23 protein-coding genes are annotated in these 26,168 nt (G+C 66.8%); 13 read left to right on the top strand and 10 right to left on the bottom strand.

Going from position 1 to position 26,168, the window contains the following annotated elements; genetic code table 11:
- Nucleotides 1-90 precede the first annotated feature (90 nt).
- A complete protein-coding gene (locus ACSQ3P_RS16125; RefSeq protein ID WP_436166551.1) occupies nucleotides 91-924 on the top strand; it encodes a transporter substrate-binding domain-containing protein in 834 nt (277 codons plus the stop codon).
- 6 nt (nucleotides 925-930) lie between these two features.
- Here the strand turns inward: ACSQ3P_RS16125 and ACSQ3P_RS16120 are convergent, their stop codons facing one another.
- Nucleotides 931-1,860 carry a LysR substrate-binding domain-containing protein gene (locus tag ACSQ3P_RS16120; protein WP_436166550.1) on the bottom strand — a complete coding sequence of 310 codons (930 nt, stop codon included), beginning with the start codon at nucleotides 1,858-1,860 and terminating at the stop codon, nucleotides 931-933.
- 107 nt (nucleotides 1,861-1,967) lie between these two features.
- Between ACSQ3P_RS16120 and ACSQ3P_RS16115 the strand changes: the two genes are divergently transcribed.
- Complete coding sequence (locus ACSQ3P_RS16115; protein WP_436166549.1) at nucleotides 1,968-2,570, top strand: NADPH-dependent F420 reductase; 603 nt, start codon at nucleotides 1,968-1,970, stop codon at nucleotides 2,568-2,570.
- On the opposite strand, the gene ACSQ3P_RS16110 is transcribed toward ACSQ3P_RS16115, so the two are convergent.
- A complete protein-coding gene (locus tag ACSQ3P_RS16110; protein WP_436166548.1) occupies nucleotides 2,557-3,732 on the bottom strand; it encodes an amidohydrolase in 1,176 nt (391 codons plus the stop codon). The genes ACSQ3P_RS16115 and ACSQ3P_RS16110 overlap by 14 nt on opposite strands.
- Before the next feature lie 167 nt (nucleotides 3,733-3,899).
- On the opposite strand from ACSQ3P_RS16110, the gene ACSQ3P_RS16105 reads away from it, so the two are divergent.
- Nucleotides 3,900-5,609 (top strand): lysine--tRNA ligase, encoded by a 1,710-nt coding sequence (locus ACSQ3P_RS16105; protein WP_436166547.1) that lies wholly within the window; start codon nucleotides 3,900-3,902, stop codon nucleotides 5,607-5,609.
- Between the two features lie 117 nt (nucleotides 5,610-5,726).
- Entirely contained in the window at nucleotides 5,727-6,407 is a 681-nt protein-coding gene (locus ACSQ3P_RS16100; RefSeq protein WP_436166546.1) for a nitroreductase, read from the top strand.
- A gap of 70 nt (nucleotides 6,408-6,477) precedes the next feature.
- Here the strand turns inward: ACSQ3P_RS16100 and ACSQ3P_RS16095 are convergent, their stop codons facing one another.
- The 7 genes from ACSQ3P_RS16095 to ACSQ3P_RS16065 form a co-directional block, all read right to left on the bottom strand.
- On the bottom strand, nucleotides 6,478-7,473 hold the full coding sequence (locus ACSQ3P_RS16095; RefSeq protein ID WP_436166545.1) for a DUF808 domain-containing protein: 996 nt from the start codon (nucleotides 7,471-7,473) through the stop codon (nucleotides 6,478-6,480).
- Between the two features lie 99 nt (nucleotides 7,474-7,572).
- Nucleotides 7,573-8,361, bottom strand: coding sequence for a 2-keto-4-pentenoate hydratase (locus tag ACSQ3P_RS16090; RefSeq protein WP_436166544.1), 789 nt, complete (start codon nucleotides 8,359-8,361; stop codon nucleotides 7,573-7,575).
- Nucleotides 8,358-9,506 (bottom strand): acyl-CoA dehydrogenase family protein, encoded by a 1,149-nt coding sequence (locus tag ACSQ3P_RS16085; RefSeq protein ID WP_436166543.1) that lies wholly within the window; start codon nucleotides 9,504-9,506, stop codon nucleotides 8,358-8,360. The genes ACSQ3P_RS16090 and ACSQ3P_RS16085 overlap by 4 nt, the downstream gene beginning before the upstream one ends.
- Nucleotides 9,507-9,658: 152 nt before the next feature.
- Nucleotides 9,659-10,858 carry a pimeloyl-CoA dehydrogenase large subunit gene (gene pimC, locus ACSQ3P_RS16080; RefSeq protein ID WP_436166542.1) on the bottom strand — a complete coding sequence of 400 codons (1,200 nt, stop codon included), beginning with the start codon at nucleotides 10,856-10,858 and terminating at the stop codon, nucleotides 9,659-9,661.
- A gap of 173 nt (nucleotides 10,859-11,031) precedes the next feature.
- Nucleotides 11,032-12,216, bottom strand: a complete 1,185-nt coding sequence (locus tag ACSQ3P_RS16075) for an acetyl-CoA C-acyltransferase (protein WP_436166541.1) — start codon at nucleotides 12,214-12,216, stop codon at nucleotides 11,032-11,034.
- Between the two features lie 14 nt (nucleotides 12,217-12,230).
- Nucleotides 12,231-13,928 carry an AMP-binding protein gene (locus ACSQ3P_RS16070; protein ID WP_436166540.1) on the bottom strand — a complete coding sequence of 566 codons (1,698 nt, stop codon included), beginning with the start codon at nucleotides 13,926-13,928 and terminating at the stop codon, nucleotides 12,231-12,233.
- The gene (locus ACSQ3P_RS16065; RefSeq protein ID WP_436166539.1) at nucleotides 13,925-16,006 is read right to left on the bottom strand and encodes a 3-hydroxyacyl-CoA dehydrogenase NAD-binding domain-containing protein; all 2,082 of its coding nucleotides are present in this window, start codon (nucleotides 16,004-16,006) and stop codon (nucleotides 13,925-13,927) included. Before ACSQ3P_RS16065 ends, ACSQ3P_RS16070 begins: the two co-directional genes overlap by 4 nt.
- A gap of 264 nt (nucleotides 16,007-16,270) precedes the next feature.
- Here ACSQ3P_RS16065 and ACSQ3P_RS16060 point away from each other — a divergent pair, with 264 nt between their 5' ends.
- The 9 genes from ACSQ3P_RS16060 to ACSQ3P_RS16020 all read left to right on the top strand — a co-directional run bounded on the left by ACSQ3P_RS16060 (nucleotide 16,271) and on the right by ACSQ3P_RS16020 (nucleotide 24,612).
- Nucleotides 16,271-17,437, top strand: coding sequence for an ABC transporter substrate-binding protein (locus tag ACSQ3P_RS16060; protein WP_436166538.1), 1,167 nt, complete (start codon nucleotides 16,271-16,273; stop codon nucleotides 17,435-17,437).
- Nucleotides 17,438-17,592: 155 nt separating this feature from the next.
- Nucleotides 17,593-18,465 (top strand): branched-chain amino acid ABC transporter permease, encoded by an 873-nt coding sequence (locus tag ACSQ3P_RS16055; protein ID WP_436166537.1) that lies wholly within the window; start codon nucleotides 17,593-17,595, stop codon nucleotides 18,463-18,465.
- An 11-nt stretch (nucleotides 18,466-18,476) separates the two neighbouring features.
- On the top strand, nucleotides 18,477-19,430 hold the full coding sequence (locus ACSQ3P_RS16050; protein ID WP_436166536.1) for a branched-chain amino acid ABC transporter permease: 954 nt from the start codon (nucleotides 18,477-18,479) through the stop codon (nucleotides 19,428-19,430).
- Nucleotides 19,417-20,130, top strand: a complete 714-nt coding sequence (locus ACSQ3P_RS16045) for an ABC transporter ATP-binding protein (RefSeq protein WP_069693150.1) — start codon at nucleotides 19,417-19,419, stop codon at nucleotides 20,128-20,130. The genes ACSQ3P_RS16050 and ACSQ3P_RS16045 overlap by 14 nt, the downstream gene beginning before the upstream one ends.
- Nucleotides 20,123-20,839 (top strand): ABC transporter ATP-binding protein, encoded by a 717-nt coding sequence (locus ACSQ3P_RS16040; RefSeq protein ID WP_436166535.1) that lies wholly within the window; start codon nucleotides 20,123-20,125, stop codon nucleotides 20,837-20,839. The genes ACSQ3P_RS16045 and ACSQ3P_RS16040 overlap by 8 nt, the downstream gene beginning before the upstream one ends.
- Before the next feature lie 11 nt (nucleotides 20,840-20,850).
- Nucleotides 20,851-21,807, top strand: a complete 957-nt coding sequence (locus ACSQ3P_RS16035) for an NAD(P)H-dependent flavin oxidoreductase (RefSeq protein ID WP_436166534.1) — start codon at nucleotides 20,851-20,853, stop codon at nucleotides 21,805-21,807.
- 14 nt (nucleotides 21,808-21,821) lie between these two features.
- Nucleotides 21,822-22,580, top strand: a complete 759-nt coding sequence (locus tag ACSQ3P_RS16030) for an enoyl-CoA hydratase-related protein (RefSeq protein WP_436166533.1) — start codon at nucleotides 21,822-21,824, stop codon at nucleotides 22,578-22,580.
- A gap of 5 nt (nucleotides 22,581-22,585) precedes the next feature.
- Nucleotides 22,586-23,416 carry an IclR family transcriptional regulator gene (locus tag ACSQ3P_RS16025; protein ID WP_436166532.1) on the top strand — a complete coding sequence of 277 codons (831 nt, stop codon included), beginning with the start codon at nucleotides 22,586-22,588 and terminating at the stop codon, nucleotides 23,414-23,416.
- Complete coding sequence (locus ACSQ3P_RS16020) at nucleotides 23,413-24,612, top strand: CaiB/BaiF CoA transferase family protein (protein ID WP_436166531.1); 1,200 nt, start codon at nucleotides 23,413-23,415, stop codon at nucleotides 24,610-24,612. Before ACSQ3P_RS16025 ends, ACSQ3P_RS16020 begins: the two co-directional genes overlap by 4 nt.
- A 24-nt stretch (nucleotides 24,613-24,636) precedes the next feature.
- Here the strand turns inward: ACSQ3P_RS16020 and ACSQ3P_RS16015 are convergent, their stop codons facing one another.
- Nucleotides 24,637-26,076, bottom strand: coding sequence for a S1 family peptidase (locus tag ACSQ3P_RS16015; RefSeq protein WP_436166530.1), 1,440 nt, complete (start codon nucleotides 26,074-26,076; stop codon nucleotides 24,637-24,639).
- Nucleotides 26,077-26,168: the final 92 nt, after the last annotated feature.

The following is a 26,168-nucleotide window of genomic DNA, read 5'->3' as shown; positions in this document are numbered from 1 at the left end:
TTGTCCGGAATGACGGCGCGGTCGGGTCAGAATGTAGCAGGCGATCACAGGCCCCTTGCGCGCGCCGCCAAGCTCGCGCCAGATGTGCCGATGATGCGCCTGTTCGCCATCCTCGCTCTTGCCGTCTCGACACTGGCCGCAAGCCAGGCGGCGGCGCAGTCGCGAGTCGTCGTCCCGAACTTCTGGGATCAGCGCATCAGGCTCGACCGGCCCGAGCCCGGCCCGCCCCGCATCGTCCGCTTCCTCACCGACGACGACTATCCGCCACTGCATTTTTCCGCGCCCGACGGCACGCTGACCGGCTTCTCGGTCGAGCTCGCGCGCGCCGCCTGCGAAAAGCTCGGCTGGACCTGCACGGTGCAGGCGCGCCGCTTCGATACCTTGCTCGATTCACTGACCGAGGGACGCGGCGACGTGCTGGCGGCGGCGCTCAACCTCACCCCGCAGCTGCGCAGCCGCTTCGCCGCCAGCCATCTCTATTTCCGCAGCACCGCCCGCCTCATCACCACCCGCGGCAACGCCCGGGCCGATCTCGATCCGCGCACGCTTCAGGGCAAGCGCATCGCAGTCGTGGGCGGCACCGCACATCAGGCCTTCCTCGAGCGGCTCCTGCCCTTCGTGCAGCGCCGCGAAACCGGCACGCTTGCGGGCGCGATCGCAGCGCTGCGCAGCGGCGAGGCCGAGTTCGTCTTCGCCGACGGCGTCGCGCTCTCGCTCCTGCTGGCCGGGACCGGCGGCGGCGAGCTCGCCTTCACCGGCAGCCCTTTTCTGGAAAGCCGCTATTTCGGCGAGGGCGTCGGCTTCCTCACCCGCAAGGACGACCTCGCCCTGAAGCGCGGCCTCGACTACGCGCTGCAATCGCTCTGGGACGACGGCAGCTATGCGCGGCTCTATCTCCGGTTCTTCCCGGTGAGCCCGTTCTGAAAGGCTCTACCCCAAGCTCCCCGCGAACCGTTCCGCCAGCCGCTCGCGCCTGAACGCCTCGGTGACGAAATCGACGAAGGCGCGGGTCTTCGCCGGCAGCAGCGTGCGGCTGGCGTAATAGAGCGAGATCGAACCGGCATCGGCATACCAGTGCGGCACGAGCCGGATCAGCGCGCCGCTCTCCAGGGCCGCCAGCACATCGGGAACGGCGACCAATGTGACGCCGAGCCCGAACTGCGCCGCGCGACACATCGCGGTGGGGTCGTTCAGCACGATCGTCTCCGGCTGCGCGGTCGCCATCTCGACGCCGGCTGCATTGCGCATCGTCCAGTGCCGCGGGCGGCCCGTGCGGGCCGAGCGCATCACGATCCCGTCCAGCCCAGCGAGATCGGAAGGGTCCGTGGGCCAGGCCCGCCCAGCGAGATAGGCAGGCGACGCCACCGCGATGATATGGGCCGGAGCCAGCGCCCGCGCGACCACGCCGGGAGACAATGCGAACGTAGCACCGATCGCCGCATCAAATCCCTCCGCGATCAGATCGACCGGCCGGTTCTCGAAACGCCAGTCCAACCGGATGCGGGGATAACGCGCCAGGAAAGCCGGCAGCAGCGGCAGGATATGGTCGATCCCGAAGGTTGGGCTGAGGCTGACTTTGAGCACACCCGCCGGCTCCCCGCCTTCCCGCACCACGCCGGAGATCGCTGCCTGGAGCCCATCGAGATTGTCGCCGATCCCCAGCAGGAACCTTTCGCCGGCCTCGGTCAGCGTCAGCTTGCGCGTCGAGCGTTGGAACAGCCTGACGCCGAGATTGCGCTCCAGCATCGCGACATTGCGGCTCACCGCCGCCGGCGTCAGCGACAACCGCCGCGCTGCCTCGGAGAAGCTCAGCGTCTCCGCGCTGCGGGCGAAGGATTCAAGATTGGCGAGCGTCTCCATGCAATTATTTTCAACATATGCTTGAAAATAATTCCAGCCATTACCGGCTAATTCGAGAGGGTGAAACAGGCGATATCGGCTCCACCAACAAGAACGGAGCTTTTCCCATGACCACCATCGGCATCATCGGCGCAGGCCATATCGGCCAGGCCTTCGCCAAGACCCTCGCCCGGAACGGCCTCAAGGCCACCATCGCCAATAGCCGCGGCCCGGCCTCTCTCGCAGGGCTCGTCGCGGAACTCGGCCCGACCATCAAAGCCGGCACGCGCGAGGAAGCGGCGAAGGCCGATATCGTCCTCATCGCGGTCAACTGGTCGAAGCTGGCTGGCGCGCTCGCCGGCCTGCCGGACTGGAACGGCCGCATCGTGATCGACGCCAACAACCCGATCGAGGCGCCGTTATTCAAGCCGGCTGAGCTGAACGGACGCCTCTCCAGCGAGATCGTCGCCGATCTCGTCCCGGGCGCGCGGCTGGTCAAGGCCTTCAACCATCTCATCGCGAAACAGCTGGAAGCAGATCCCAAGGCCGAGGGCGGCCGGCGCGTGCTGTTCTATTCCGGCGACGACGCCAAGGCCAAGGCAGAGGTGGCCGCCCTGGTCGAGAGCCTGGGCTTCTTCGGCATCGATCTCGGCCCGCTCGCGCTCGGCGCGCACCTCGCCCAGTTCCCCGGCGGCCCGCTGCCGATCCACAATCTGGTCAAATTCGACTGACCGGCGCGTTGGAGAGCTCGCCCTCCAGCGACTGCTTCGCCACCGCCGCCAGCCATCCTGCCGTCGCCGGCAGGATGGCGTCGTTGAAATTGTAGCGGTCATTGTGCAATTCGCCGCCATCCCTGGCCGGGCCGTTGCCGACCCAGACATAGGCGCCGGGCCGATGCTGCAGGAAGTAGGTGAAGTCCTCGCCCGTCGTGCTGGCCGGCATGTCGCGCCTGACGGTCAGGCCAGCGGCCTTGCCGGCAGTGGCTGCGATCTCCTCCTCCAGCGGCGTGTTGATGGTGGCAAGCCCACCGGTGATGAAGGCGGCCTCCGCCGTCATCTCATAGGTTGCGGCAATGTTCGCGGAGATGTCGCGCAGGCGCTGCACGACCCGGTCGCGCACCGCCGGCTTGAAGGTGCGATAGGTGCCCTCGATCCAGACGCTGGTCGGGATCTGGTTCGACGCCAGACCGCCATGCACCTGCCCGATCGAGACCACGGCCGAATCCATCGGATCGACATTGCGCGCCACGATGGTCTGCAGCGCCACGATGAGATGGCCCATGGCGGTGACGGGATCGCGCGTCAGATCAGGCTTTGCGGCGTGGCCGGCGACCCCGTGCAGCGTGATCTTGAAACGTCCGGGCTCGGCCATCACCGGGCCGCGATGCACCGCGACCGTACCCGCCTCCAGCCCCGGCCAGTTGTGCAGGCCGAAGACGCGCTCCATCGGGAAGCGCTCGAAGACGCCATCGGCGATCATTGCGCGTGCGCCCTGGCCGTTCTCCTCCGAGGGCTGGAACAGGAACTGCACCGTGCCGCTCCAGCTTTCATCCTTCGCCAGCAAGGCGGCCGCGCCGAGCAATGAGACGGTGTGGCCGTCATGGCCGCAGGCATGCATGACATTCGCAGTGCCGGATTTGTAAGGCAGATCGTTCGCCTCGTTGATCGGCAACGCATCCATGTCGGCGCGCAGGCCGACCGAGCGGTCGGAGGTTCCGCGCTTGAGTGTCGCCACCACGCCATTGCCGCCGACGCCTGCGGTGAACGGCACGCCAAGCTCGGCCAGCTTTGCCTGCACGAAGGCGCTCGTCGCGCTTTCCTGCAGCGAAAGCTCCGGATGGGCATGCAGATGGCGCCGCCATGCGGTCAGCTTGTCGAGGAGATCACGATCCAAGGCGGTGTCCTTTCAGGCCAGGCGGGCTGCAGCCTATACCCGCACGAGGCCTCGGCAAGCCGCCGGCGCGGATGCCCCGTCCCAGCGACACGCATTGACGCCCCCCTTTGCGATCTGCCAAAGCCCGAGGCTCATTTTTCCAATTCCTGGAGAGGACCGCCCCGATCATGCCCGCCTTCGACCCCGCCCTTGTTGACGCCGCCCAGCGTTCGGCCGCCTGGCCGTTCGAGGAAGCACGCAAGCTCGTCGCGCGGATCGAGAAATCGGGCAAGAAAGAGGTGCTGTTCGAGACCGGCTATGGACCGTCGGGCCTGCCGCATATCGGCACCTTCGGCGAGGTCGCGCGCACCTCGATGGTGCGCCATGCCTTCCGCGTGCTGACAGGCGATGCCGTTCCCACGCGCCTGATCGCCTTCTCCGACGACATGGACGGGCTGCGCAAGGTGCCCGACAACATGCCCAACAAGGAACTGCTCGCCGCCAATCTCGGCAAGCCACTGACCGAGGTACCCGACCCCTTCGGCACGCATGACTCGTTCGGGCGCCACAACAATGCCCGCCTGCGCGCCTTTCTCGACCAGTTCGGCTTCGATTACGAGTTCAAGTCATCGACCGATGCCTACAAGGCCGGCGAGTTCGACGCGACGCTGCTCAAGATCCTCGCCCGCTACGACGCGGTGATGAAGATCATGCTGGCGACATTGCGCGAGGAGCGCGCCGCGACCTACTCGCCCTTCCTGCCGATCCACCCCGGGACTCGTGTGGTCATGCAGGTGCCGATCGACGAGGTCGATGTCGCTGCCGGCACCATCGCCTGGGCCGATCCGGCCACGGGCGAGCGCTTCGTCACGCCGGTCACCGGCGGCCATGTCAAGCTGCAGTGGAAGCCGGATTGGGCGATGCGCTGGACCGCGCTCGGCATTGACTACGAGATGGCCGGCAAGGATTTGATCGACTCGGTCAAGGTTTCCTCGGCGATCACGCGCGCGCTCGATGCAACCCCGCCGGAGGGCTTCAACTACGAACTCTTCCTCGACGAGCAGGGCCAGAAAATCTCGAAGTCGAAGGGCAACGGCCTGACTATCGACGAGTGGCTGACCTATGCCAGCCCCGAGAGCCTGTCGCTGTTCATGTATTCGCGTCCGCGCGAGGCCAAGAAGCTGCATTTCGACGTCATTCCGCGCGCGGTCGACGAGTATCTGCAGTTCCTCGGCGGCTATGAGCGGCAGGATTGGAAGAACCGCCTCGGCAACCCGGCCTGGCACATCCACAATGGCGAGCCTCCCCAGCCGGAAATCATCGCCTCCGGGGAAGGCGAGAACGCGACCAGGACGCAGATCACCTTCGGCCTGCTGATGAACCTCGTCGCGGTGGCGAATTCCGAGGATAAGGGCGTGCTCTGGGGCTTCCTGCAGCGCTATTCGCCTGCGATCTCGCCTGCCACCCATCCGCGCCTCGACGCGCTGGTCGGCTACGCGATCGCCTATTTCCGCGATTTCGTGAAGCCGGCGAAGACCTACCGCGCCGCCGACGAGACCGAACGCGCGGCCTTCCTCGCGCTGGATGCGGCTCTTGCGGCCCTGCCGCAGGACGCCACCGCCGAAATGGTCCAGGACACGGCGCTCGATGTCGCCCGCGCGGTTCCGCGCTACCAGAACCTCACCGCCAAGGGCGCGACACCCGAACGGCCCGGCGTCAGCGGCGACTGGTGGAAGGCGATCTACCAGGTGCTGTTCGGCGAGGATCAGGGCCCGCGCTTCGGCTCTTTTGTGGCGATCTACGGCATCCCCGAGACCCGCGCGCTGATCGCCAAGGCGCTTGCCGGCGAGCTGGTGAGCGAACACGCGGCCTTCGTCGAAGCGCGCAAGGCGGGGTGACATTCGTCATTGCGAGCGCGGCGAAGCAATCCAGCAGGGCTCGCGCAGTCCCCGTTGGATTGCTTCGTCGCTGTCCCTCCTCGCAATGATAAAAACAGTGTAGCGGGAGGAACTTGCATGACCGCGGTCGAAGCCGTCGAAAGCGCCATCGCCTCCCGGCGCGCCGTTCGCGCTTTCCTGCCCGATCCTGTCGAGCCAGCACTCGTTCGCCGTATCCTGGCGGTCGCGGCACAGGCGCCGAGCGGCACCAACATGCAGCCCTGGAAGGTCCGGGTGATCGGCCCCGACAGCCGCGTCCGGTTGGAAGCCGGCCTGCTCCTGGCACTGGATTCGCCGGACCTGCCGGCGGCGGAGGAGTACCGCTACTACCCCGAAAGCTTCCGCGAGCCCTATCTCTCGCGTCGCCGCAAGGTCGGCTGGGATCTCTACGGCCTGCTCGGCGTCAAGAAGGGCGATGTCGCGGGCATGCGGCGACAGACGGCCGCAAACTTACGTTTCTTCGACGCCCCAGTCGCTCTGATGGTGACGATCGACCGCGACCTCGAAATCGGCTCCTGGCTCGATCTCGGCATGTTCGTTCAGAACATCCTGATCGCGGCGCAGGGGCATGGGCTGAACTCCTGCCCGCAGGCGATCTTCGCCCGCTTTCATCCGGTGGTGCGGCGCGAACTCGCCATCCCCGAGAACGAGGTGGTGGTCTGCGGCATCGCCATCGGCAAGGTCGATCCCGATGCGCCGGCGAACGCTCTGATCCCGGAGCGCGAGCCGGTCGAGGGTTTCACGACCTGGCTTCCTTGAGCATTGCGCGAAAAAGTGGGTACCGGTTTTTCGCAAGAGCAATGCTCTCACCTTTTATAGTTGAGCGGGTTCAGGCGCCAGGTTGGCCGTCGAGCGAGGCCTTCGGCGCGCTCTTCCTGATGCTCTTCAGGAGCGGTGTGACGCCAAAATGCATCGCAAGCACCGCGACCGCGCCGATCAGTAGTCCAAACACTGCCGAGAGCCCCGCCGTCACCAGCCATTCGACCGCAGCCGCGAGAATAGCCACGACGCGGCCACTCGCCGTCGCGAGATCGTGGATGACGTGTTCGAGCCCGGCCAGCCCATAGCCGGCAAAGCCGTGAATGATGATGCCGCCGCCGACCCAGAGCATGGCAATCGTACCGACCGCGCCGAGGAGGTTGAGGAAATACGGCATGCCGACCACGAGGCCCCGCCCCAGCAGGCGCACGGGCGCAAAGCGCCGCTTCGCCAGCGCCACGCCGGCATCGTCCGCCTTCACGATCAGAGCGACGATGCCATAGACGAAGGCCGTCATGCCAAGGCCGACCACGGCCAGGACCAGTGCCTGCGTCCAGAACGACGAGTCCGAGACGCTGGCGAGCGTGATCGCCATGATCTCGGCGGAGAGGATGAGATCGGTCTTGATCGCGCCGCTGATCTTCTGGTTCTCAAGCGCCTTGGAGTCGAGCGGCTCACCATCCGCCGCCGCTTCGCCATGCCCGGCATGCGGCAGGAAGCGTTCGATCAGCTTTTCCGCGCCCTCATAGCAGAGATAGACACCGCCGATCATCAGCAGCGGCGTGATCGCCCAGGCCGCGACGAGCGTCAGCACCAGCGCCGCCGGCAACAGGATCAGGAGCTTGTTCTTGAGCGAACCGAGCGCGATCCGCCAGATGATCGGCAATTCGCGATCGGCAGCGAAACCGACCGCATAGCGCGGCGTCACGGCCGCATCGTCGATGACGATGCCGGCAGCCTTGGCCGAGGCCTTGGCGGCCTGGGAGGCGGCATCGTCGAGCGAGGCCGCCGCGACATTCGCCAATCCAGCGATATCGTCGAGCAGGGCAAACAGTCCTGAACTCACGGGGCCCTCCCATGCCGCTTCTGCCGCAATGCAGCGAAACAAGCATGAATGGCCCTGATATGACAGCGCCGGAGCAAGGTTGGTTGGGAGCAGGGTTGGTTAGGAGAAGGCCACCGCGACCCGCCCAAGCACGCCGAAATCGGCGTCGAGCCTGTCTCCGGGCGAAATCGCGATTGGCACGAGGCAGGTTCCCGTCGTCACCACCTCGCCTGCTCTCAGCACCACGCCTAGGACGGAGAGTTCGTTGACCAGCCAGGTCAGCGCGATGCGTGGATCGCCCAGCACATTGGCGCCGAGGCCTTCCTGATCCTGCCGGCCTGGCATCCGCGCGACCGGCCGGAACGCCGCGAGATCAAGCCCGCGCCACGCCGCGCCCGTGCTCTTGCCAAGCACGAACTCATGGGCGCAGCCATTATCGGCAACGAGCTGGACGCCTCCAGCCGCGGCGAAATCCACGAAGCGCGAATCCGGCAACTCGATCGCAGGATGAAGGCTCTCGACCGTCGCCAAAACCTCGTCCTGCGAATAGACCGTCTCGCGCGGCATCAGATCGCGACCCATCCGGAAAGCGAATTCGAGTTCAGCCACGCGCATGGCGTTGCCGCTGAGCGAGGTCGTCGCGCCATCCGCCAGCACACGCTCGGCAAGAATCCGTCCGGCGAGCGGTCCAGCGACTCCGATATGCGCCTGTCCCGCCTTGCTGGTGGCGGCGATCTTCCAGCCGAACAGCGGCGACGCGCTGCTCTGTTCGAACAGCGCCTGCATGCCATAGGCTTCGCGTAGATCCGCCGGGCGCAAAACCTCCGGCATCGCCGCGCATTTCGTTCCCCCGCGCCAATGCGCGAGCAGGAAAGCCGTCGCCGCCAGCAGCTTGTCGTCCGGCTTCATGCCGCCAGCCCACCAGCTGCATCGACCCGGCGCAGATGATGCGCGGTATCGCCGAACAGGCTCTCGATCATGGTCAGGCGCTTGAAGTAATGCGCGCCGAGATACTCCATCGTCATGCCGATGCCGCCATGGAGCTGCACCGCCTCCTGGCCGACGATGCGGCAAGAGCGGTTGATCTGCACCTTGACCGCCGAGAGCGCTGCGCCGCGCTCGGCGGCGTTGTCATGCTCTACCATCATCGCCGCATAGGCCGCCATCGAGCGCGCCTGCTCCAGCGCGATCAGCATGTCGACGGCACGGTGCTGCAGCACCTGGAAATTGCCGATCGGCGCGCCGAATTGCTGGCGCGTCTTGAGATACTCCACCGTCAGCCCATGCAGAGCTTCCATGATGCCGACAGCCTCGGCCGCGAGCGCGGCCATGGCGAATTCGGAGACGCGCTCCAGGATCGGCAGGCCCTGGTCCAGCGGACCGATCAAGTCGGCCGCCCCGACCTGAACGCCCGACAGCGCGACCTCGGCCGCACGCCCACCATCCTGCGTCGCATAGCCATGGGTCTTCACGCCGGGCGCATCGGCCGCGACGAGGAACAGGCTGATACCAGCCTTGTCGCGCCGGTTGCCTGATGTCCGGGCGCTGACGACGAGATGCTGGGCGCTGTCGCCATTGATGACGACGCTCTTGGCGCCTTCCAGCACAAAGCCATAGCCCGCTTTGCGCGCCGTGGTGCCGACGTCGTTGAGGTCGTAGCGCGACTGCTTCTCGGTGAAGGCCAGCGCCAGCCTCGCGCTGCCCTCGACGATACCGGGAATGATGCGCTGCTTGAGCTCATCCGATCCGCCCAGCCTGACCGCCCCGCCGCCGAGCACGACGGTCGCGAGATAAGGCTCCAGCGCCAGCCCCTTGCCCAGCGCCTCCATCACCACCAGCGTCTCGACCGGCCCGCCGCCAAAGCCGCCCTCCTCCTCCGTGAAGGGAATGCCGAGCAGCCCCATCTCGGCGAATTGCGCCCAGCTCTTCTCGCTGAAGCCGAGCGGGCCGGCGCCTTGCGCCTTGCGCTGTTCGAGCGAGCCATAGGTCGCAGCCACGAGCCGCTCGACACCGTCCTTGAGCTGCGTCTGTTCGGAAGAAAGGTCGAAATCCATGGCGCACCCGCGTGAGATAGCTTGAGAATTCGCCAGCGTGAGTCGGCTGGCGTGGTGTTCGAGAACCGGAGCGGAGCGGACTTTTGTCCGTGAGCACCGGAAGCGCAGAAGACCGCGTCAGACGGCCTCGCTGGTAGAATTATCGAGCTGTCTCACAGTCCGAGCACCGCTTTGGCGATGATGTTCTTCTGGATCTCGTTCGAGCCGCCATAGATCGAGACCTTGCGGTTATTGAAGTAGCTGGCGGCGGCCGCGTCGGCCCAGTCATAGTCGAAGGGCCAGTCATTGGTCAGGTCGCCCGAGCGCACCGGTGCCGCCAATGCGAAGGGCCCGGCCACCTCGAGCAAAAGCTCCGTCGTCGCCTGCTGCAGCTGCGAGCCCTTGATCTTCAGGATCGAGGAGGCCGGGTCGGGCTTGTTGGGGTCGCGCTTGCCTTGCGCAGCGACGACCCGCATCTGCGTGATCTCCAGCGCCTTCAATTCGATCTCGACCTCGGCCACCCGCTCGCGGAAATCGCGGTCGTCCCAGAGCGTGCCTTCGCCAGCCGGCATCTCCCTGGCCAGGCGCTTGATCCGCGCCAGCCGCTCCTTGGAGAGGCCGATGCGGGCGATGCCGGTACGCTCATTGGCAAGCAGGAACTTGGCGTAGTCCCAGCCCTTGTTCTCCTCGCCGACCAGGTTCTCGACCGGCACCTTCACATTGTCGAAGAAGACCTCGTTGACCTCGTGGCGCCCCTCGAGCGTGATGATCGGGCGCACCGTGATGCCCGGCGTCTTCATGTCGATCAGGATGAAGGAGATGCCAGCCTGCTTCTTGGCTGCGGGATCGGTCCGCACCAGGCAGAAGATCCAGTCGGCATATTGGCCAAGCGTCGTCCAGGTCTTCTGGCCGTTGACGATGTAGTGGTCGCCTTCGCGCACCGCCTTGGTCTTGAGCGAGGCGAGATCGGACCCAGCGCCCGGCTCGGAGAAGCCCTGGCACCACCACTCGTCGAGATTGGCGATCTTGGCGAGATGCTTTTCCTTCTGCGCCTGATTGCCGAAAGCGGCGATCACCGGGCCGACCATGTAGCAGTTGAACTGCAAGGGCAGCGGCACGGCAGCCAGCAGCATCTCCTCGGTGAAGATATAGCGCTGGATCGGCGTCCAGTCCTGCCCGCCCCATTCCCTGGGCCAATGCGGCACAGCCCAGCCCTTGGCATTCAGCACGCGCTGCGAGGTGATGTAATCCTCGCGAGTCATGCCGCGGCCTTCGGAGACCTTCTTGCGGATCTCGGCTGGGACTTCGGTACGGAAGAACTGCCGCACCTCGTCGCGGAACGCGATCTCCTCGGGCGTGAAGCGAAGGTCCATGACTATGCTTTCCTCATATGTGCCAAACCGTCCTGTCATTCCGAGGCTCGCGCAGCGAGAACCCGGAACCCACGACTGGCTGAGCCATGGCGACCCGGCCGTCGTACCCCGTCATGGGTTCCGGGTTCCCGGCTGCGCCGGGCCCCGGAATGACGAGGCGGGTCATCGCGACCTCAATTGTTGATCTCGAACAATCCAGCGCAGCCCATGCCGCCTGCGACGCACATGGTGACGACGGCATAGCGCGCCTTGCGGCGGCGGCCCTCCAGCAGCGCATGGCCGACAAGGCGCGCCCCGCTCATGCCGAAGGGATGGCCGATCGCAATCGCCCCGCCATTGACGTTGACCTTGTCGGGATCGATGCCGAGCACGTCGCGGCAATAGAGCGACTGCGAGGCAAAGGCCTCGTTGAGTTCCCAGAGATCGATATCGGAAACGGTCAGGCCGTTGCGCTCCAGCAGGCGCGGCACCGCGAAAACCGGGCCGATGCCCATCTCGTCGGGCTCGCAGCCGGCCGAGGCGAAGCCGCGGAAGGTGCCGAGCGGTGACAAGCCCCGCCGCGCCGCTTCCTTGGCCGACATCACCACGCTGGCCGAGGCGCCGTCCGAGAGCTGGCTGGCATTGCCGGCGGTGACGAACTGATCCTCCCCGCGCACCGGCTTGAGCTTGAGCAAACCCTCCAGCGTCGTATCGGGCCGGTTGCCCTCGTCCTTCGACAGCGTCACCTCTTCCTGGCGCACCTCGCCGCTCGCCTTGTCGGTCACCGCCATCACCGCGCTCATCGGCACGATCTCGTCATCGAAGAGTTGGCGCTGCTGGGCCGAGGCCGTGCGGCGCTGGCTCTCCAGCGAGAACTCGTCCTGGGCCTGCCGTGAGATGCCGTAGCGCTGCGCGACATTGTCGGCGGTCTCGATCATCGAGGTGTAGATCGCCGGCTTGTTGGCCATCAGCCAGTCGTTCTGGGTCAGCTCGCGCCGGACCACCGGCTGCACGAGGCTGATCGACTCGACGCCACCGCCGACCGCGACCGGCACGCCATCCAGGATCACGCGCCGCGCCGCATGGGCGATCGCCTCCAGACCCGAGGCGCAGAAGCGGCTGACGGTGACGCCGGCCGACTGTACCGGGATGCCGGCGACCAGCGCCGCATGGCGCGCGACATTGCCGCCGGTCGCGGCTTCCGGATAGCCGCAGCCCAGCACCACCTCCTCTATGGCTTCAGGCTCGACCTTGGCGCGAGCGAGCGCGTGACGGATCGCATGGGCGGCCATATCGGCGCCGCGGAGCTGGTTGAAGGCGCCGCGATGGGCCTTGCCGATCGGCGTGCGGGCAGTGGAGACGATGACGGCTTCGGTCATGGCTGAGCTTTGTCCTATGCAGCGGAATCGGTAGCGGCCGGGGCCGCCTGTTTCTGTTTTTCCTCGGCCACCAGCACCTTGGCCAGCAGCTTGCCGGCAGCGCTGCGCGGCAGGCTCTCGCGGAATTCGAGCGCGCGCGGCATTTCGTGCCGGCCGAGCCGGTCCTTCAGGAAGACGGAGAGCTCTTCCAGCGAGAACGGCGCATGGCCGGTCTTGAGTTTGACGAAGGCCTTGGCCGCCTGGCCGCGATAGGCGTCATCGACGCCGATCACGACGACCTCCTGCACCGCCGGGTGCTCGTAGATCGCGCTCTCGATCGCGACGGGATAGACGTTGTAGCCGCTTGAAATGATCATGTTCTTGCGGCGGTCGACGATCTCGAACAGCCCATCCTCATCCATCCGGCCGAGATCGCCCGTCAGGAACCAGCCCTCATGGAAGGCCTCCTGCGTCGCGGCCTCGTCGTCGAGATAGCCCTTGAAGACATTGGGCCCTTTGATCGCGATCTCGCCGATCTCGCCGGGCGGAAAATCGTCGCGCTCGGGCTCGAGCGAAACGATCTTCATGGTGATGCCCGGCAAGGGCACACCGATCAGCCCCGGCCGCGGTTTGGCGTCGCCGGGCACGCGCGAGCCGGCCGGCGCAGTCTCGGTCATGCCCCAGCCATTATTGAGCCGGACGCCGAGAATGCCTTCGAGCTTCGTCTGCACCTCGAAAGGCAGTGGCGCGCCGCCGGAGACGCAGGAGCGCAGTGAGGAGAAGTCGACAGCCTCGACGCTTTCGCGGTTCAAGAGAGCGAACCACATCGTCGGCACGCCGGAGAACAACGTCGCGCGCTTGACCGAAATATCGGCGATCAGCGTCTCCACATCGAAACGCTGGCGCAGCAGGATCTCGTTGCCGTCGCGGATATGGCGCAGCAGCAGCGTCGTCAGCGCGTAGATATGGAACAGCGGCAACACGCAGATCGTCTTCTGCGCGCCGGGCTCCAGCGGCTCGCCATCGGTCCAGAGCCGATAGATGTTCACGGCTGAGACGAGATTGCCATGGCTCAGCATCGCCGCCTTGGGCAGGCCGGTGGTGCCGCCGGTGAATTGCAGCAGCATGACGTCGTCGGGCGAGACGACAGGCCATGACGCGGGTGGAGCTGCGTCCATGAGATCGTCGAGCCGGGCGACGCTCGCCTGGTTCGGGATCGCCAGCGGTGCGGCCTCGCCCCGCCCCCAGCGGCCATCCTCGCCGACGAGCAGGCGCGGAACGGCGCCTGCCTCCAGCAGGCTCCGTGCATTCGGCAGGAAGCCTGGCAGATTGGTCGTGATCAATCGGCCCGGCTTCGTCGCCTTGAGCTTGTGCTCCAACTCGCGCGGTGCATCCAGCGCCGAGAGATGCACCACGCTCGCCCCGCAGCGCGCGATGGCGAAGAAGGCGATCGGGTGCCAGAGCGTGTTGGGCAGCAGCAGCGCGACGCGGTCTCCGCGCTTGACGCCATCGGCGATCAGCCCGGCCGCCAGCTGCGCCACCATGGCGTCAAGTTCGGCATAGCTCGTCCGGCGCTCGCGGAATTCGATCGCGGGCGCATCCGGGCGCGCCGCCACGGCAGCCGCCAGCAGATCCGGCACGATGCCGGTCTCGACGCTCGCCTCCCAGTCGCAGGCTTTGGGAAAGCGCTGCTGCCAGACCGGCCGCGGACCGGAATTCCCGACCGCGCTCATGCGGCCTGCGCCTTCAGCTCCGAGAAACCCTTGCCCTCAGCGGCGAGCCTGCGCAGCAGCGGGGACGGTTCGAGCGTCGCGTCGCCGCTCTCGGCCGCCTGGGCTTCGAGCCGCTTGACGATCACGTCGAGCCCGACCGTATCGGCCCAATGCATCGGCCCACCGCGCCAGGCCGGCCAGTTATAACCGTTGAGCCAGATGATATCGATGTCGCCCGGCCGCGCCGCGATGCCTTCTTCGAGGATGCGCGCGCCCTCATTGACCATCGGGTCCATCAGGCGCGCCACGATCTCGTCGGCCGTGAAGGAACGCCGCGTCACCCCCTTCTGCGTCGAGATGCGCGCGATCAAGGCCTCGACCTCGGGGTCGCGTTGGCCCGCGCGTGCGCCTGCCGGGTAGAGATAATAGCCCTTGCCGGTCTTCTGGCCGAAGCGCCCGGCCTCGCAGAGAGCATCCGCAACCGCGGCCTTCTTCCCCAATGATTTGCGGGTGCGCCAGCCGATATCGTTGCCGGCGAGATCCGACATCGCGAAGGGGCCCATCTTGAAGCCGAAAGCGGTCACGGCCGCATCGACCTCATGAGGCAGCGCGCCGGCGATCAGCAGACGCTCGGCCGCCCGCGTGCGCTGCGCCAGCATACGGTTGCCCACGAAACCGAAGCAGTTGCCGACCACGACCGGCACCTTGCCGAGCGTGCGCCCGAGCGCCACCGCAGTCGCCACCACATCATCGGCGACGCCGGCGGGCCGCACCACCTCCAGGAGCTTCATGACATTGGCCGGGCTGAAGAAATGCATCCCGATCACATCCTGCGGCCGCTTGGTCGCAGCCGCGATCGTGGGGATGTCGAGATAGGAGGTGTTGCTGGCAAGGATCGCACCGGGCTTGGCGATACCGTCGAGCGCCCCAAAAATCTGCTTCTTGACGCCCATCTCCTCGAAGGCCGCCTCGATGACGATGTCCGCATCGGCTGCCGCAGTCAGTCCCACAGCAGGCGTGATCAGCGCCATGCGCTCGTCGCGCTTCTCCGGCGTCAACGAGCCCCGCGTCACTGACATCTCGTAGATCGCCGCGACCCGGTTGATGCCGTTGTCAATCTGGGCCTGCTCGGTCTCGATCAGGGTCACGGGGATGCCGGCATTGGCGAAGCACATGGCGATGCCGCCACCCATCGTGCCGGCGCCGATCACGGCCGCTTTCGCGATCGGGCGCGGCTTTACGCTCGCTTCTATGCCTGGCACCTTGGCCGCCTCGCGCTCGGCGAAAAAGGCATAGCGCAGCGCCTTGGAGCGCTCATCGGCGACGAGCGTGCGAAACAGCGCCCGCTCGGCCGCCATGCCCTCCGCGAAGGGCAGCGTGAACACGCCGCGCACCGCCTCGATCAGCGCCATCGCATTGGGCATGTCGCCGGACTTCTTGGTCGCGTCGGCTGCGAGCGCCTCAAAAGCCTCGCGATCGGCTGCGGTCAACGCCTCCATCCGGTCTGCAGTCCGGGGCGGCGCACCCTTGCTCGCGAGGTCCTGCGCCAGGGCTGCCGCCGCCTCGACGACATCGCCGAGCGCGACCATGTCGACGAGCCCATATCCGGCCGCCTTGTCGGCCGAGATCGGCTCACCGCTCAGCATCATCGGAAACGCCTTCGCCGCACCGATCAGGCGCGGCAAGCGCTGCGTGCCACCGGCCCCCGGGATGATGCCGAGCTTGATCTCGGGCAGGCCGAGCCTGGCCGCGGGCGAAGCCACGCGGGCATGGCAGGCCAAAGCCACCTCCAGCCCGCCGCCCAATGCCACGCCCTGGATCGCCGCGACCACGGGCTTGGCGCAAGTCTCGATCGCCTCGAGCACATCGGGCAGGATCGGCGCCGCCGGCGGCTTGCCGAACTCGCTGATATCGGCGCCCGCGATGAAGGCCTTGCCGGCCGCCGCGATTACGATCGCGTCCACTGCGGGATCGGAGCCGGCCTTCGCGACGGCCTCGGCGAGCCCGGCGCGAACGCCTGCGCTCAGCGCATTGACCGGCGGATTGGCGATCGTCGCGACCGCGACCCTGCCGCGAAGGGCAAGCTGGACCAACTCCATGAGCGTTTTCCTCTAGTCGAGATTTATGTTCTGCATTGCAGAACGTCCGTCTGCATTTATGGTCCCTAGGAAGTGGCTCGCCAGCACTTTGTCAAGATGCAGGCCCGAGACTTAACAGGTCGAGCCGGTGTCGCACCTCGCATCATGCTGCAATGCGGAATTGATGTCTGCCGCTTGACCGCTCCCAAAACCCCGTGCCATGCCATTGGCAACGCCACATCATGCCGCGAAACGGCCCGGTGAAGAAGCACTTCGGAGGAATTCATGATCCGCAGGAATTGTCTTGCAACGGCCTGCCTCGCCGCGACCATCAGCTTTGCCGCCGGCGCCCGCGCCGAGGACATCACGATCGGCGCGCATATGCCGCTGACCGGTTCGCTCGCCCGTTCCGGCCAGGCCTTCAACGAGGGCATGCAGGTCGCGCTCAAGGTCTTCAACGAGAGCCAAAGCAAGCACAGGATCAAAGTCACGGTCATCGATGACGAGAGCCAACCAGCCAAGGCTGTGACCGCCGTCGAGAAGCTCTCCTCCGACGGTGCGGCTGCGATCATCGGCGGCTACGGCTCCAACATCGTCGGCCCCGCCTCCGACACCTCCAACCGCCTCGGCAAGGTCTACATCACCGGCGGCGCGGTCTCCGACGAGCTGGTCCAGCGCGGCAACAAGAACTTCTTCCGGATCAACAACAATGCCGGCTACCAGCGCGGCGTCGAGGGCTTGATCGAAGAGGTGAAGCCCAACGGCGTCTCGATCATCGCCTCCACCAAGGAAGCGCCGATGCTGCTGGCGAAGGGGCTCGAGGAGAGCCTCGCCAAGAAGGGCTTCAAGGTCACGCTGCATCCCTTCGACCCCGCCATCACCGACTTCAAGCCGATCATCAACAAGGTGAAGCTACAGGACAAGTCCGAGATCATCTTCATGTCGGCCTATGAGAACGACTATGTCGGCATCATCCGCGCCGCCAAGGTCCTCAAGCCCCCGGTGAAGGCCATCGTCGGCGCCTGGTCGCTGGCGACGCCGAAGATGTATTCCGATTTCCCCGACCTGATGCAAAACGTCATCGGCACCACCTTCCTGCCCTTCCCCGTCGAGGTGAAGGACGAGGAGGGCCGGAAATTCGCCGCCGTCTACAAGGAGATGTTCGGCAAGGAGATCGAGTACGCCTCGACGCTCGCCTTCGTCGAGACGATGGTGCTGAGCGAGGCGCTTGCCCGCTCCGCCGATGCCGGCACGCTGAAGAGCGCGGGCCTGCTCGCCGAGATGAAGACAACCAACCGCCCCTCGCCGCTCGGCCGCATCACCTTCAATGAAGTCGGCGACAACCCGAATTTCGCGCTCAGCATGGGCCAGCACCGCGACGGCAAGATCCCGCTGGTCTCGCCGGCCGAATTCGCCACCGGCAAGCTCGCCTACCCCGCCGTGCCGTGGTGATCGCATACGCCCAGTAACGCCCACGCCGTCATCCCGGGCGCAGCGAAGCGCAGACCCGGGATCCATGCCTGAACCGTTCCGGCATGGATCTCGGGTCTCCCTTCGGTCGCCCGGGGTGACGGCGGAATGAACGAACCAGGCTCTCCTCCCCGCTCATGCTCGAACTCCTCCAGCAATCCCTCTTCTCCGGCCTGCTCGTCGGCTCGGTCTATGCGCTGGTCGCGCTCGGCATCGCGCTGACCTTCGGCGCGATGAAGATCATCAACCTCGCCCATGGCGAACTCGTGCTGCTCGCAGCCTACATGGCCTATGTCATCGAGAGTCGAACCGGCTGGAACCCTTACGCCGCGATCCCACTCGCCTTCGCTGTGACCGGTATCGTCAGCGTCGTGATCTATCTGCTGATCGAGCGCATCCGCGAACACCGCGAATTGAATTCGCTGATCCTGACCTTCGCCATCGGCATCATCCTGACCAATGCGATCCTCCTGGTCTTCGCCAGCGATGTGCGCTCGACCGGATCGCCCTTCCTGCAGGACGCCATCTCCTTCGGCTCGGTCTACGCCATGAAGGGCGAGATCACCGCCTTCATCATCAGCCTTGCCGTCATGGCGGGCCTCTGGTGGTGGCTGAAGAACAGCTGGTATGGCCGCGCCGTGCGCGCCGTCTCCTCCAACCGCGACGCCTCGATGCTGATGGGCATCGATCCGCGCCGCGTCGAACTCGCGGCCTTCATCGTCGCGGGCATCCTCGCCAGCGTGGCGGGCGTGGCGCTCTATACGATGAGCGTCGTACAGCCGGCGCTCGGGCCCGGGCTCACCATCAAGGCCTTCATCGTCACCGTGCTGGCAGGCGTCGGTTCGATTCCCGGCGTCTTCTGCGCGGCGCTGCTGCTCGGCGTCACCGAGGCGATGACAGTGACATTGGCAAGCTCGGCATTGCAGGAGCTCGTCGGCATGGTGCTCTTCCTGCTCGTGCTCTTCTTCATGCCGAACGGCCTGTTCGGCGCACGCGCCAGACGCGGTTGAGGAGCCCGATGATGCGCAGCCTTCCCGCTCTCCTGATCCTCGTCGTCGCGATCGCCGTGCCCATCGCCTTCGGCGGCAATTCCTACGTCATGGGCCTGATGGTCTCCGGCCTCATCGTCGCCGGCGTCGCGCTCGCCTGGGCGCTGCTCGGCAATCTCGGCGGCATGGTCTCCTTCGGCCACGCCGCCTTCTTCGGCGTCGGCGCCTATACCTCGGCGATCCTCTCGGCGAAGTTCGGCCTGCCCGTGCCGCTCGCGCTGCTGGCGGGCGCCTGCGGGGCCGCGCTCTGCTCGGTCGCGATGCTGCCGGCGCTCAGGCTGTCGGGCCCCTATTTCGCGCTCGCCATCCTGGCCTACGCCCATATCTTCAAGATCCTGGCGACCGAGGCGACCTCGATCACCGGCGGCTCGGCCGGCTTCCAGCGCTTCCCGCCCTTGCCGACGATCCTGGGGCTCGACCTGTCGAGCCGCGTCGGCAGCTACTGCCTGCTCGTGGTCCTGGTAGCGATTTGCGCCGCGATCTATCTCGCGGTGAAGCGCAGCCATGTCGGCACGGCCTTGCGCGCCATGGCCGAGAGCGAGGATGCGACCCGCGTCGTCGGCGTCAACGCAACCTTGCTGAAAGCCTGGATGCTGCTGCTCTCGGCCTTCATCACCGGGCTGTTCGGCGCGATGAACGCTCACATCATCAACTTCCTCGAGCCCGATTACGCCTTCTCGGCGAGCTGGAGCATCCTGCCGATCATCGCCGCGATCTTCGGCGGCTACCGCACCATCCTGGGGCCGGTCGCAGGCGCGGTGCTGATCTATCTGTTCGACCAGATCATCGCCAAGGAACTGCTGCCGGTCGGCCACGAGATCCTGCTCGGCGTCCTGCTCGCCGGCATGATCCTGATCGCACCCAACGGGCTCTTCGGAATGTTCCAGCGGAAGACAGCCAAGGGAGCCGCCCATGCTGCGGCTTGAGGACGTCACTGTCCGCTTCGGCGGGTTGACCGCATTGAAGGATGTCTCCTTCGCCATGGGCGCCGGCGAGATCCTCGGCCTCGTCGGCCCCAATGGGGCCGGCAAGACCACGCTGTTCAACACCATATCCGGGCTGGTCCGGCCAAAGACCGGGCGCATCCTGTTCGCAGAGCGCGAGATCGGTCGGCTGCCACTGCATGCCCGCGCCCGGCTGGGTCTCGGCCGCACCTTCCAGATCCCGCAGCCGATGCATCATCTGACCGTGCGCGAGAACCTCACCGTCGCGCAGGTCTTTGGCGCCGGCAAAGCCGACGCCGCCCGCGTCGACGAGATTCTCGAGGTGATGGAGCTGGGCGAGCACGCCGAGCGCAACGCCGCGACCGAGCTCGCGCTGCAGGAATTGAAGCGCCTCGAAATCGCCAAGGCGCTCGCCACCAACCCGAAACTCCTGCTGCTCGACGAGGTTCTGGCGGGGCTGGAAAGCAAGGCCAAGCGCCGCTTCGTCGACAAGCTGCGCGAACTGCATGAGCGCTACAAGCTCGCCATCGTCATCGTCGAGCACGACATCGAGACGATCTCGACGCTGTGCTCGCGCGCCGTCGTGCTGAATTTCGGCCAGATGATCGCCGACGGCACGCCGGCCGAGGTCTTCCGCAACCCCGCCGTGGTCGAGAGCTATACGGGAGCCGCCGATGCTTGAGGTCAGGCAATTGCGCGCCGGCTACGGCGCCATCAACGTGCTCTGGGATATCTCGCTCGGCTTTCCGCAGGGCGAGCTGACAGCGATCGTCGGCCCCAACGGCGCCGGCAAGACGACGCTGTTTCGCGCCCTGATGGGGCTGATCCCGCATCAGGGCGAGATCAGGCTCGACGGGCGTGCGCTCAAGGCCAGGACCTGGGATCTGCTGGAGGCCGGCCTCGTCATGGTTCCCGAGGGCCGCATGGTCTTCAAGGATATGAGCGTCGAGGAGAACCTGTCGCTGGGCGCCTATCCGCGCCGCTGCCGCAATGCCCGCGCCCGCAATCTCGAGCGCGTCTACGATCTCTTCCCCCGCCTCAGGGAGCGCCATCGCCAGCTCGCCGGCTCGCTCTCGGGCGGCGAGGCGCAGATGGTGGCGATGGGGCGCGGCATGATGAGCGAGCCGCGCATCCTGCTGATCGACGAGCCCTCGCTGGGCCTCGCTCCCGTCATCGTCAAGGAGGTCTTCTCGATCATCCGCCGGCTCAAGAGCGAGGGCGTCACCATCGCCCTGATCGAGCAGAACACGCATATCGCACTCTCGGTCGCCGACCATGTCCATCTCATGCGCTCGGGCAAGCTGCTCCTGAGCCAGAAGGCTGAAAAGGTCGATCTGGAACGCCTGCACGATCTTTACCTCGCCCGCGAAACCGGCGCGGCGAGCTTCTGACGGAGACCAGAATGGCCCTGCCCGCCTCACTCGCCGACACGCTCAGCCTCCCGGTCATCGGTTCGCCGATGTTCATCGTCTCGGGTCCGGAGCTCGTCATCGCCCAATGCCTGAATGGCGTCGTCGGCTCCTTCCCGGCGCTCAATGCCCGCCCGGCCGAGCAGCTCGAGCTCTGGATCACCCGGATCAAGACGGAGCTCGCCGCCGCCAAGGCCGCCGACCCCATGCGAAAGATCGCGCCCTTCGCGGTCAACCAGATCGTCCACGCCTCGAATGACCGGCTGATGCATGACATGGAGGTCTGCGTCCGCCAGGAAGTGCCGATCATCATCACCTCGCTGCGCGCGCCCAATGAGGTCGTCGAGGCCGCCCATTCCTATGGCGGGCTCGTCTTCCACGACGTCACCACCATCCGCCACGCCCAGAAGGCGCTCGAAGCCGGCGTCGACGGCTTGATCCTCGTCTGCGCCGGCGCGGGCGGCCATGCCGGGACGCTCAGCCCCTTCGCGCTGGTCGGCGAGGTCAGGCGCTTCTTCAATGGGCCGATCATTCTTTCGGGCGCAATCGCGACCGGACAGGCGATTCTCGCCACCCAGGCGATGGGCGCCGATCTCGCCTATATCGGCACCCGCTTCATCGCCACCGAGGAGGGCAATGCGGCACAGGGCTACAAGGAGATGATCGTCGAGGCCGCCGCCGCCGACATCGTCTACACGCCCTTCTTCACCGGCGTGCCCGGCAACTACCTCAAGCCCTCGATCGCAGCCCAGGGGCTCGACCCCGACGATCTGCCTCATGCCGACAAGAGCAAGATGAGCTTCGGCTCGGGAACCGCCAAGGCCTGGCGCGACATCTGGGGCTCCGGCCAGGGCGTCGGGCTGATCGACGACGCGCCCTCCGCCGCCACCGTGATCGAACGCCTCAAGACCGAATATGAACAGGCGAAAGCCGCTCTCTGCAGCCGCTGACCGAGGATGAGACCATGACCGAAACCATCCTGAGCCAAACCGTCTTGAGTCAAACCGTCCTGCCCGGCATCGTCCAGGTCACGATGAACCGGCCCGAGCGCAAGAACGCGCTCGACCGCGCCAGCTATCAGGGGTTGATCGACGCCATCGGGGCGGCGGAAGCCGATCCGCAGATCCGCGCGATCGTGCTGACCGGCGCCGGCGGCTGCTTCACCAGCGGCAACGACATCAAGGATTTCGCCGCGGTCAGCGACAGCGGCCCGCGCGTCGCCATGGATTTCCTCAACGCGATCTCGACCGCGAAAAAGCCGATCGTCGCGGCGGTCGAGGGTTTTGCGGTGGGCATCGGCACCACCATGCTGCTGCATTGCGACCTCGCCTATGCGGCCAAGGGCGCGAGCTTCCGCCTGCCTTTCGTCGCGCTGGGCCTGAGCCCCGAAGGCGCGTCGAGCTATCTCCTGCCCTTGATCGCCGGCAGCAAGCGTGCCGCCGAACTGCTGATGCTGGGCGAGCCCTTCGGACCTGAAACCGCGGCTGAAGCCGGTCTGGTCAATGCCGTGACCGCGGAAGGCGGCGCGCTCGCCATCGCGCTGGAGAAGGCCAGGGCGCTCGCCGCCCTGCCGCCGGAATCGGTCGCGCTGACGAAGTCGCTGCTGAAGCGCGGCAACGCGTCCCATGTCGCCGAGACGATCGCGACCGAAGGCCGGCTCTTCGGCGAGCGGCTGCTCTCGGCCGAGGCCAAGGCCGCTTTCGCCGCCTTCCTGAAGCGCTAAAGCTGATGGAGGCCATCCTGCAAGCAAGCTCTCACTCCGACGCCAACGCACATACCGACGAACTCGCCGGCCCCAAGGAGGACCGCCATTTCGTCACGGCGCTGGCGCGCGGCCTGGAGGTGCTGGCCTGCTTCAGGCGTGGCGAGGCGGCACTCGCCAATTCCGAGATCGCCGCGCGTTGCGGCCTCGCCCGCTCGACCGTCTCGCGCTTGACCTACACGCTGACCAAGCTCGGCTATCTCCACCATGTCCCGGAATCCGGCAGCTACCGGCTCGGCACGGCGCTGATCGCGCTGGGCGCCAACGCGCTCGCCGGGCTCGATGTCCGCCGCCTGGCGCGGGCCGGCATGCGCGATCTCGCGAGCTTCGCCAACGCCACGGTGGGTCTCGGCGTGCGTGAGCGGCTCAGCATGCGCTATATCGAATGCTGCCGCGGCGAGGCCGCGATCGCACTCAACATGGATACCGGCTCCAGGCTCTCGCTCGCGCGCAGCGCCATGGGCCGCGCCTATCTCGCCGTCTGCGGCGAAGCCGAGCGGCGCGCGATCATGGAGGATATCCACTCGGTCGACGACGCCGCCTGGCCGCGCCTGCGCGAGGGCATCGACCGGGCGCTGGAGGATTATGCGACCTTGGGCTGTGCCCGCTCCTTCGGCGAATGGCAGCCGACGGTGAGCGCCATCGCGGTCGCCTTCCAGCCCGGCGGCGGCCTGCCGCCGATGTCGATCAATTGCGGCGCGCCAACCGTGATCCTCGACCGGAATTTCCTGATGGATGAGGTCCGGCCGAGGCTGATCGCGCTCGCCGCGAGCCTGGAGGGAGTGATGGGTTCGTGACGACGCAAGACCTCCCCCTTTCCGGCATCCGCGTGCTCGATCTCTCGCGCATCCTCGCCGGGCCCTGGTGCGGCCAGGTCCTGGCCGATCTCGGTGCCGAGGTGATCAAGGTCGAGCACCCCCTGCGCGGCGACGACACGCGCGACTGGGGCTTTCGGCTGGGCGAGCGCAACACCTGCTATTTCAACAGCGTCAACCGCAACAAGCGCTCGATCGGCGTCGATGTCGGCAAGCCCGAGGGGCTGGCGATCGTGCGCGACCTCGCCGCCAGGAGCGACGTACTGATCCAGAACTTCAAGACCGGCGGCGCCGACAAGCTAGGCCTCGGCTACGAGGCGCTGAGCGCGCTCAACCCCGGCCTGATCTACTGCTCGATCGCCGGCTATGGCTCGGATGGGCCGGAAGCCTCGCGCCCCGGCTACGACCTCGTCATCCAGGGCGAATCCGGGCTGATGGGCATGAACGGCAATGACGACCAGCCGCCGCTGAAATTCGGCGTCGCCATCGTCGACCTCTTCACCGGGCAGTATTCGGCCCAGGCCGTGCTCGCTGCGCTGATCCAGCGCGGGCGTACCGGCAAGGGTCGGCATATCGAGATGGCGCTGTTCGATTGCGGCCTCTCGGTCACCTCCTATTACGGTTTGGAAGCGCTGGCATTGGGCGAGAACCCGCCACGCTACGGCAACGCCCATCCCTCGATCGTGCCCTATGGCGTCTTCGACGCCGCCGACGGCCCGCTCGTCATCACCGTCGGCAACAACGCCCAGTATGAGCGCTTCTGCCGGATCGTGATCGAGCGGCCGGACCTGGCGGAGGATGCGCGCTTCGCCACCAACCTGCTGCGCACCCAGAACCGCCCGGAGTTGCTGCCGATGATCGAGGCGGAGCTGAGGGCAAGGCCGCGCGCGCTGTTGCTGCAACGGCTCGCTGCGGGCGGCATTCCCTGCGGCGAGGTGCTGGGCCTGAACCAGGCGCTGCGCTCGCCGCGCGCAACGCAGGCCGGCATGGTCAGCGACGACGCCGGCAATGCCGACACGCCAGCCGTGCTCGCCCCGCCCTACCGCCTCGACGGCAAGCGCGCGCCCCTGCGTCACCGTCCACCGGGATTGGGCCAGGATACGGACGCCGTGCTGGCCGATCTCGGCCTGAGCGCGGAGCGGATCGCCACGCTCAAGGGCAACGGCGTGATCGGGTGATCCAAGTCCGTTGGACCAGGCGCATCACAACCCGCACACCACCGGCAACACCGACTTGCCGACCTTCTCGACGACCCGGCCGGTGCTGAGCTCACCGCCGGCAACTGCTGCGGGAAGCGAGAGCCCCGCCTTCGCGATCACAGCCTGCAAGGCGGCCGCGTCCGCCACCGCATAGGCCCGCTGCGGCGCGACGCCGGCGATCAGGATCTTGTCGGAGGGGTTGGCCGTGACCAGCCCTGCCAGGCGGCCCTGCCTGTCGAAGACCGGGCTGCCGGCCTGGCCCGGCTGGAGCGGCGCGAACACGGCGGCGGTCGCCCCGATCCGGACGGCTTGTCCCGGCAAGGCGAGAGCGGCACGCTTGCCGGCATCATCGCCGAACGCCACCAGGACGAGGTTTTCGCGCTCGCCCAGCGCCTCGGAGCGGGACCCGAGCGCGGTCAGCGCCGGCCCACCATCGACATCGAGCAAGGCAAGCCCACTCGCATCATCCTTGGCGCGCAACCGCGCCGGACGCCCGCCGACCCGCAGCGAGCGGCAGCCGTCGATCGCGGAAGCCGCCGTGGCCACGACCTTGTCCGATATGACGAGGCCGACGCCATAGCGCTCTGTCGGGGCCGCGACCGGGCGAACGACCGGAGACGACGAGCCCGCGACGCTGGCGATAGCGCTCGCCGGGCTCGCCGGCGCGGGCCCGGTCGGAAAGGGCTCGAAACTCCCGGCGATAGCGATCACCAGCTTGTCGACGCTGGCCGACAGTGTTTTGTCGTAGCCGATTGAAAAACCGCGCAGGCCCTGCGGCCCCGACGCCAACCGGCGGTAGAACTTGCCCGTGGCGGTCTCGCCGGTGACCACGAAGAAATCCGGGCGCAGCAGCTTGTAGGTGATCTTGCGGCCGGGATTATTGGGATTGACCAGGGTCGCCTTCTCGAAGACCGAGTCCAGCGTCTCTCCCGGCGGGCTCGTGGTCGCATCGAGCGTGACCTTGCCGTCGGCGCTCTGCCAGCGGCTGCCGCCGGTCGGCGTCGCCTCGCGCTTGGGCAGCACCTTTTCAGGAATGCCGATCCGCATGCCGGTGCGCGCGTCATCGATCAGGCGAAACCCCGCCGCTTCGCGCGCGCCGCGGGCCGTTTGTGCAAGCGCCGCACGCTCGGCCGGCGAGAGCACGCCATTGGGCTCGCCACGCCCGGCTTTCAGCGCATTGATGGCGCGGAAGGTCAGCGGGCCATAGGAGCCGCTCACCGCCGCGTTGAACAGGCCGGCCCAGATCAGGTCAGTCTGAATCGCCTTGCGCTCGGCCTCGGGCAGCGCCTCGAAACTCGCCTGCGCCGCCGCAAGCTGGGGGTTGGGCGCCGGAGCGGGAGTCTGCGCCAGCGCCATCGACGGCAGGAACGCAAAAGCAGGAGCGGCCAGGGCCAACCGCAACCCCACGGCCCGCCCGAAACGGGTTCTGATCGCATTCGCCATTGCATGCCTCCGCCCCAGCAAGGAGGCCGCATTGAGCGTCAGATCGCGCGCGCCCGCAACTGCGATGACGAAGCGGAACAAGATCGGGTGCA

The sequence above is a fragment of the Allobosea sp. LjRoot9 genome (genome assembly GCF_964252745.1).
Taxonomy (GTDB): domain Bacteria; phylum Pseudomonadota; class Alphaproteobacteria; order Rhizobiales; family Beijerinckiaceae; genus Allobosea.
The sequence above is the reverse complement of the archived record's forward strand: the minus strand, read 5'-3'. Positions and strand labels throughout refer to the sequence as shown.